Raw genomic sequence first — 7,641 nt, 5'->3', positions numbered from 1 at the left:
GTTGCAAAACTAAAATAAATATGCAATGTTATGAATCAGAAAAACTAGCTGAACATGCAATAGATAGCGATTTTGACCATACCAACGTGGCTGTTCCAGCCCTTTATCTTTGAGATGACTAAACTGTTGTTCAATTTTTCCACGCTCTTTCATCAACTGTTTGCCAAAGGTAGTTTGTAGAAAATGAGACACTACACGACGATGTGTACTTTTGATTGGTCCGCTATTACGCGGGTTAATTGGATTGATCGCAAAGATATCACATGCTCCGGCAATTTCATGAATGTGCTGACTATCATAAGCGGCATCTGCAACGGAAAATAACACATTTTGGTTTTGTATATCCCGAAGCAATGCAGGAGCTATTTTACTATCATGTACATTTGCGGTTGTAAATGCATACGACAATATAACACCTTCTGGTGTAGAACAGACATGAGTTTTATATCCCTTATACCAACCATAGCGAGTAGATTTTCCCCATTTCGCTTGAGAATCATATAAACTACTCCGTAAGGCTGTACTATCAATTAAAACGCACGGAATTAACCCTAAATTCTTTTCTTGAAGAATTTGTTTATGAAGCAACGGAATTTCTTCGTTGCGAAACCAAGTGCCTACACGTGAAAAAGTAGATATATGAGGAACAAGCGAAAGGCCACAAGATACACGAAATGAAGGATATTGATGTAAAAAACGAGTTAACTTACGTAATGAATTGATCTGGAATACCGTTTTTATAAAAAAACATTTGAGTAAAGCTTTTCTACAGATGGGTGGGCGGCCTGTCATAGGCGGAACGCCTCCAATGGTTAAACTGTCTACGTAGGCAAATAAAATTTGTAAAATGGATTGATTTTGATCAAAATTGGTTATCATACTAGTAAATCCGTCCTTTCTGGAGATAGTTTTAGGATACTATCATTCTTCCAGGAAAACGGGTTTCTTTATGCATTCATTTTTGGATATTTATGAGTTTTGCAACACCCTCAAGCAAATTAAAAAGTGCCCCATTATGATATATGAGACACCCCTTTTTATTCTGCAAATAGCGCTTGAAATTCTTCAATAAATAGCTGTACAGCGATTGAAGAATCCTTTAATGAAGGAACAGCTAAAGCAATTTCTCTCCATACTTGCGGTTCCAATTCTCTCGTTTGCACATTCTGTGGTAAATTCGTTAAAGATAATTCAGCTAATATTGCAATGCCTAATCCTTCTTGAATCATATTTAAAGCTGTAGTAACGGTAGAAATTACATACTCAGCCCGAAGTGGTACGTTGGCTTGTTTAAACATATCAATGATGGGTGGTTCGTATCCGCCCTTACATAATATGATCGGTTCATTCTCCAAATCACGAATTGTAATAGAGTCCTTCTTACAAAGAGGATGATCCTCTCTTAAGATAGCAACCATTTTTCCCTTCGTTAACGGGACAATCTCCATCTCTTTATTAGGCAAAATAACAATTCCTATATCAACAACCCTCGATATTAACCAATCTTCAACTTCTTTAATTGTTCCTTCACAAAGAACGACCTCTAAGCTCGGATACTTCTCCTTAAAATGGTTTATCATTTTCGGTAAGAAATGTGCAGAAGCACTCGGAAAACTCCCAATTCGAATCGTCCCCACTTCGTGTCCTTTCTCCATCGCAACTTCTTGTTCAATCTTCTCTACACCGTTCAAAATCTCTCTAATATGTACAAGAATTCTGTTTCCTACATCCGTAACGAGTAATCCTTGTCGTTTATCACGTATAAGAATCGTAACTCCTAACTCTGACTCAATACTTGAAATGGCATGACTTACAGCTGGCTGCGTCATATTTAACACCCTGGCAGCCTTCGTAAAACTACCTAACTCAATAGTTTTTATTAATACTTGCAGTTGTGTAATAGTCATAACTAATCACTTATACTCCTTATAAAAAAGATTCATTTTATTTATTACATTCGATATCATATCATAGTGAAATGAATAACAACAAGGAGGTCTTACCGTGACACAGCTTTCTCGAACTAAGACGGCCATAATCCTTACCTTTCTCGTTTTCATGTGGGGAATCAATTGGCCTTTATCTAAGTTTGCCCTGCATTATACACCACCCGTTTTATTTGCAGGCGTTCGAACTTTAATTGGAGGATTCATTTTACTCCTTTTCGCTCTACCCAAATATAAAGAATTACATTTAAAAGAAACGTGGCATTTATACGTTATTTCTTCTTTACTTAACATCATTATATTTTACGGGTTACAAACTGTTGGTCTTCAATATATGCCTGCTGGGTTATTTTCCGCCATTGTATTTCTACAACCAGTTTTACTCGGTATTTTCTCGTGGATATGGCTTGAAGAATCAATGTACGGCTTGAAAATTTTCGGGCTTGTTCTCGGATTTATTGGTGTAGGTGTTATTAGCTCAAGCAGTTTAACAGGACATATTTCTGTTATTGGAATCCTTCTCGCGTTAGGATGCGCTATTGGCTGGGCACTTGGCACAGTATTCATTAAGAAGACTGGTCACCGTGTGAATGCCATTTGGATGGTAACAATTCAGCTTCTTATCGGTGGTCTTTGTTTAATCGGATTTGGCTCAGAATTTGAAAGTTGGTCTAGTATTGCTTGGAGTATGCCATTTGTTAGTGTACTACTCTTTATTTCATTCTTTGTTATTGCAATGGGGTGGCTTGCATACTTCACACTCGTTGGAGCTGGTGAAGCGAGTAAAGTAGGGGCTTATACATTCCTTATTCCCCTTATCGCTATTATTGTAAGTTCAATCTTCTTACATGAAGCCATTACAATGAGCTTATTTATTGGCCTATTATTTATTGTTGTGAGCATTTGTTTTGTAAATATAAAGCCGAAAACACTTGCTGTAAGGCAGCAGGTTGAAGTGAAATAAATATGAGAAAGAGCCTACTATTTGTAGGCTCTTTTTTATATCTTATTTTTTACGACGCACTACAAAAACACACGCACCTACCGAAGATACAATTGCCAAAATAGATAAAACAATTGCTATCAACTGCATATTACTAGTACCTTCATTCTTTTCTACATTAGATACTTCACCATGTTCTCCTGTTAATGACGTACCTTTTGCAATTGTAGTAAGTGAATGCGGTTTTTCAGCTTTCTCATCGCCTGTCCATTCAACAATTTCTCCGTCTTTATATTGTTGATATGCATCCCAAGCTATTTTTTGTTCTTTATCCGGATTTTTAGCGACGAAAGTAAATCGCTGGAACTGACCGGGTAAAATCCCTTCTCCTATTGCTTCCCATACTACAGTTTTCACTTTTCCGGCATTATCTTTCTGCTCTTCCATTTTCCACCCTGGCACTGGTTCATACTGTTGGAATTCCACACCAGACGGTATTTTCAGTGTAACTTTTGTTGTTGCTATATTCTTTTCAACTGGTACTTTTATCGTGTAAGTCTCCCAAGAACCGATGTCAGAAGTTGCTGGCTTCACAGTAACGTGCGCACTAACAGGTAACGAAAACATTCCCATTGTAATTGCTGTTGCGATCATTGTTGTTCCTAATTTTTTTATACGTTCCATTTTCAATTAGCTCCTTTTTATCTATACCTACTCTTTATCCCGCTATTCGCCGGGTAGCCCAATTGATGAGGGCTGCTTAAAGTTTTACTTTATCTGCCACCTACAATAAATTTATAATCCGTATCGAAGCTATCAAGCGATTTCGTTAATCCATGTACTTGTATATTCCAGTTTCCTGTCATGTTAATATACATACCTTCTGCTTCATATTCTCCCGGTGAAACTGCCGAAACTTTAAATGATCCTTTTCCCATATTCATATCTAACGATTGAGTCGTTAATATAATTTGTTCCATATCAGTAACGGGTTGTCCGTTCTCATCCTTTAAAGTAATATGGAATATATTTTGTCCTACTCTATTAGGACTTACATTTAGCGTCATTTCATATCCATTATCTAATTGTTTACTCTCTGTAAAAGGTCCAGTAGGAGGCATCGGTGGTGTTTGTACGTTTGTCATAAAAGCTACGATGACGAAAATGATAATTCCAATGATAAACTCTACTTTCACCGTAGCACCTAATCCTTGCTCCGCTCTCATTTTCCCTTTCACATAATGAATAATTCCCAATATCCCCATGAAAACGAATAAAAGTATCTTTGCTAGTAAAGCTAATCCATACTTCGTATCAAATAACGAGTGGATTGTTGGAATAAAAAATGTACTGTTAAAAAGACCTGTTATTAAAATCACAATGACAGCGCATGTTGCCCACGGTGAAAAACGCTTAATCATATCCCAATACATATTCCATTTGTTATCCTCTTTACGTAACAGAAGAATAATAGACGATAAACCACCAATCCATAATGAAGCTGCGAATAAATGTAAAAAATCCATAACAACAGCAATATCTTTAAACTTTAAACCATATGCGTGACTATTAAATGCTTTCATAACAAGTATTCCAATAAACAGCACTATTGGAATACTCCATACTTTAAACGACGAAAACTTCTCATGCTTCACCGCAAAATACGTAACAATTATAAGCGTACTAATGAGAACCATTTGAGTGATCCATATATAACCAAAAACAGAAAGCTGTAATGTTTCTTTTAATAGTAAAGGGTTGAATGCTTCTAGCCACGAAACATCGGCATTTATTTTCGCTTGCAATGGTAGGTTGAATAACAAGCTAATAAATATCCCAAATAAGGAGATCCATATTATGTTCTTACTCCTTGATCGAACCGAGGTTGCATTCCCTTTATACATAATAAGATTAAAGAAGAGAACTCCTAAAAATAGCGAGAAACTCGTATATAGAATCCCACGTTCCATAATCATATCGATTTGCGGGACATACCCCATCTCTTCCACTTGTATATCGTCTGTTTCCGCTTCCGCTAATCCAATCCGAAACGGGATAACTCCTTGAATTGGATGTCCATCAGCTGAAATCACTTTCCACTGAATGGAGTAAAGACCATTTTTGAGGTTTTCTTTTAATCCAGCTTCTAATAGCTTTTTATTTTTTTTATCAATATGAGCATCTTTTAAATCGACTCTTTTACCTGATGTATCTCTCACGTACAATGTATTAAAACTTGAAACTTGTATGTCCTCATCGAATTCGATTTTTACAACAGATGGTGCTTTCTTCAATGTTTCATTTTCAGTAGGGTTTGATTTCACAACGTACGCATGAGCAGATGCACTTTTCGGTATCAATATGATAAGCACACATGCAAGTAATAACCATGTCCCTAATCTTCTCATTACTTTCATACTCATTTCACTTCTTTCTTCCTCATCGCTCTATTTTCATTACTTTAACTTCCGAAGTTTGATTCTCCGGCGAAATATTAACCTGATTAAATATAAACTTCTAGAAAGTATAACTCTTTATTTCTCTTCCACCTCTAAACTTCTAATATAATAGTAACTATCATGATAGATACAACTTACATTTTTAAAGTCGATTGTTATTATATCATAAAATATATTTATGTAAGTTATCAAAGAAGAAAAGTTATCGTGAATCATTTGTGAAGAAAATGTGAAATACATAAATAAAAAGGTATTACGTTATTACGTAACACCTTTAAAAAAATATCCCTCTTCTATTTCTCTTCCGGATAATCACAATACTCGATAATCGTTCCTTCAGTATCCGCTGGGTTAAGATAAATTAACCTTCTACCGTGCTTATTAATGCGTAGTGTATGCTCTAATGTCCGAATACCTTGTTCTTTTAACTCTTCTAGAGCCACATCTAAATCATCGACACGATACGCAACGTGATGAACACCTTTACCTTTTTGTTTAATAAAACGGGCAATTGGAGATGTCGTATTATTCGTCGGTGCGAGTAATTCAATTCTATCTCCATCCACTTCAAGAATGGCTACTTCGCTTTCCACACCAGGAGCTTCACTTACGTAACGATCTATTAAAGTTCCTAGTAACACATTTTCATAAAAACGTATCGTACTATCTATATCACGAACTGCGATTCCGATATGATCAATTGTTTTTTTCATTTTATTTCCCCTACTACTTTATTTTTTCTCATTATTAATAGTAACAAAAAAAGCTATAGAAACAAGTTCTATAACTTTTTTTATTTAACCTATTTTCTTATCCGCTCTAGTTGCTGGTTGAACTTGGTTTTTCACTTTTAAAATGCTAAGTCCATATCCGATAAATCCACCGATAATCGCTGGGAAGATCCAGCCTAATCCTACTTCCTGCATCGGAAGGAATTTAGTGAACACTTGGCTTACTACTTCAATGTTAACTCCAGCTGCATTTAATCCATCGAATAAGCTGATGATAAATGTTACGATTAAGCTCACTTGATAAACTTCAGCTCTTCCTTTGAATAATGAATGGAAGAATGTTAAGAAAATCAATACGATTGCTAGTGGATAAATTGCTGTTAATACTGGAACAGAAACTGCGATTAACTGTGTTAATCCTACATTTGCAACAATTGCACTAAATACACATAGCGTGATTGCAATTGCTTTGTAAGGAACATTTGGGAATAACTTATGGAAGAATGAAGAACATGCTGATACAAGTCCCACACTAGTTGTTAAACAAGCTACTGTAATCATTAATCCTAATAATACTCCGCCATATGATCCGAAATAGTAGTTAGAAACTTTCGCTAATACTTCTCCGCCGTTCTCTAAATGTCCAAGCTTTGCAACACTTGAAGCACCCATATAAGAAAGTGCTGTATAGATAATTGCTAAAATAGATGCTGCAATAATTGTCGCTTTTGCACAAACGACCATAATTTGTGTTTTCGTTTTCGCACCTTTTTCTTTAATAGCATTGATAATGATAATCCCGAATACGAATGATGCAAGCGTATCCATCGTTAAGTATCCTTCTTGGAATCCTTTAAAGAATGCATGTGATGTATAAGCTTCCACTGGTGCTTGCATATCTCCAATCGGATGTATAAAAGCAACGATTACTAAAATACCGATGAAAGTCAACTTAATTGGTGTTAAGATTTTTCCAACAATATCGACAATTTTCGCGGGATTTAGCGAAAAAAAACAAGTGATACTAAAGAATATAATTGTGAAAAGAATTAAAGGTGTAGAACCTACTCCTTCTGGCATAAACGGTTTAAGACCAATTTCATAAGAAACATTTCCTGTTCTCGGTATTGCAAATAACGGACCAATCGCTAAGTATAAAACTGTTGTAAACACAATCCCAAACACTGGGTGAGCACGACTAGCTAACGACTGCAAATCATCTTTACCTGAAAAACCAAATGCTAGCACACCTAGTAATGGTAATCCAACACCAGTTACTAAAAATCCAGCGTTAGCAATCCATACATTCTCTCCTGCTGATTGACCAAGCATCGCTGGGAAAATTAAATTTCCCGCTCCAAAAAATAGTGCAAATAACATTAATCCAATAACTACTATGAACGAAAACGGTACTTTATTCGCCATAATATAACCCCCATTCAAGTTTCCTTATCTCATTTTCCAATTTTAACTAATTGAATTTTCTGAATATTTAATTTAATTATCAAATATTCTTGAACTCATTATAGTTTGCTATATAATATTTTGCAATACTATTTTCG

At 35.6% G+C, this 7,641-nt stretch carries 7 protein-coding genes; 1 reads left to right on the top strand and 6 read right to left on the bottom strand.

Translation table 11 applies throughout. The features are described 5' to 3' along the window. Positions 1-9: 9 nt before the first annotated feature. Both V6946_RS09655 and V6946_RS09650 read right to left on the bottom strand, forming a co-directional pair. Complete coding sequence (locus tag V6946_RS09655; RefSeq protein WP_023520903.1) at positions 10-879, bottom strand: ISNCY family transposase; 870 nt, start codon at positions 877-879, stop codon at positions 10-12. A 158-nt stretch (positions 880-1,037) separates the two neighbouring features. Then, positions 1,038-1,907 (bottom strand): LysR family transcriptional regulator, encoded by an 870-nt coding sequence (locus V6946_RS09650; protein WP_000156743.1) that lies wholly within the window; start codon positions 1,905-1,907, stop codon positions 1,038-1,040. A 97-nt stretch (positions 1,908-2,004) separates the two neighbouring features. On the opposite strand from V6946_RS09650, the gene V6946_RS09645 reads away from it, so the two are divergent. Then, the gene (locus V6946_RS09645) at positions 2,005-2,910 is read left to right on the top strand and encodes a DMT family transporter (protein ID WP_000192812.1); all 906 of its coding nucleotides are present in this window, start codon (positions 2,005-2,007) and stop codon (positions 2,908-2,910) included. Between the two features lie 42 nt (positions 2,911-2,952). Here V6946_RS09645 and V6946_RS09640 read toward each other — a convergent pair whose 3' ends face one another. The 4 genes from V6946_RS09640 to brnQ form a co-directional block, all read right to left on the bottom strand. Further along, a complete protein-coding gene (locus V6946_RS09640; protein ID WP_000439685.1) occupies positions 2,953-3,573 on the bottom strand; it encodes a YcnI family protein in 621 nt (206 codons plus the stop codon). Positions 3,574-3,662: 89 nt separating this feature from the next. Beyond that, complete coding sequence (locus V6946_RS09635; RefSeq protein ID WP_157418806.1) at positions 3,663-5,312, bottom strand: copper resistance CopC/CopD family protein; 1,650 nt, start codon at positions 5,310-5,312, stop codon at positions 3,663-3,665. 329 nt (positions 5,313-5,641) lie between these two features. After that, complete coding sequence (locus V6946_RS09630; RefSeq protein ID WP_000750850.1) at positions 5,642-6,061, bottom strand: VOC family protein; 420 nt, start codon at positions 6,059-6,061, stop codon at positions 5,642-5,644. A gap of 84 nt (positions 6,062-6,145) precedes the next feature. Continuing rightward, positions 6,146-7,504: a branched-chain amino acid transport system II carrier protein gene (gene brnQ, locus V6946_RS09625; protein ID WP_006922053.1), complete on the bottom strand. Its 1,359-nt coding sequence runs from the start codon at positions 7,502-7,504 to the stop codon at positions 6,146-6,148. Between the last annotated feature and the right edge of the window lie 137 nt (positions 7,505-7,641).

Source organism: Bacillus sp. PPSBB_2, assembly GCF_045291115.1.
Lineage (GTDB): Bacteria > Bacillota > Bacilli > Bacillales > Bacillaceae_G > Bacillus_A > Bacillus_A cereus.
Note: the sequence above shows the minus strand (reverse complement) of the source record. Positions and strands in the feature narration are given on the sequence as shown.

Bases quoted from the DNA above. Each gene is read 5' to 3' on its own strand.
- V6946_RS09655 (WP_023520903.1), bottom strand. From the start codon at position 879: ATGATAACCAATTTTGATCAAAATCAATCCATTTTACAAATTTTATTT.
- V6946_RS09650 (WP_000156743.1), bottom strand. From the start codon at position 1,907: ATGACTATTACACAACTGCAAGTATTAATAAAAACTATTGAGTTAGGT.
- V6946_RS09640 (WP_000439685.1), bottom strand. From the start codon at position 3,573: ATGGAACGTATAAAAAAATTAGGAACAACAATGATCGCAACAGCAATT.
- V6946_RS09635 (WP_157418806.1), bottom strand. From the start codon at position 5,312: ATGAGTATGAAAGTAATGAGAAGATTAGGGACATGGTTATTACTTGCA.
- V6946_RS09630 (WP_000750850.1), bottom strand. From the start codon at position 6,061: ATGAAAAAAACAATTGATCATATCGGAATCGCAGTTCGTGATATAGAT.
- brnQ (WP_006922053.1), bottom strand. From the start codon at position 7,504: ATGGCGAATAAAGTACCGTTTTCGTTCATAGTAGTTATTGGATTAATG.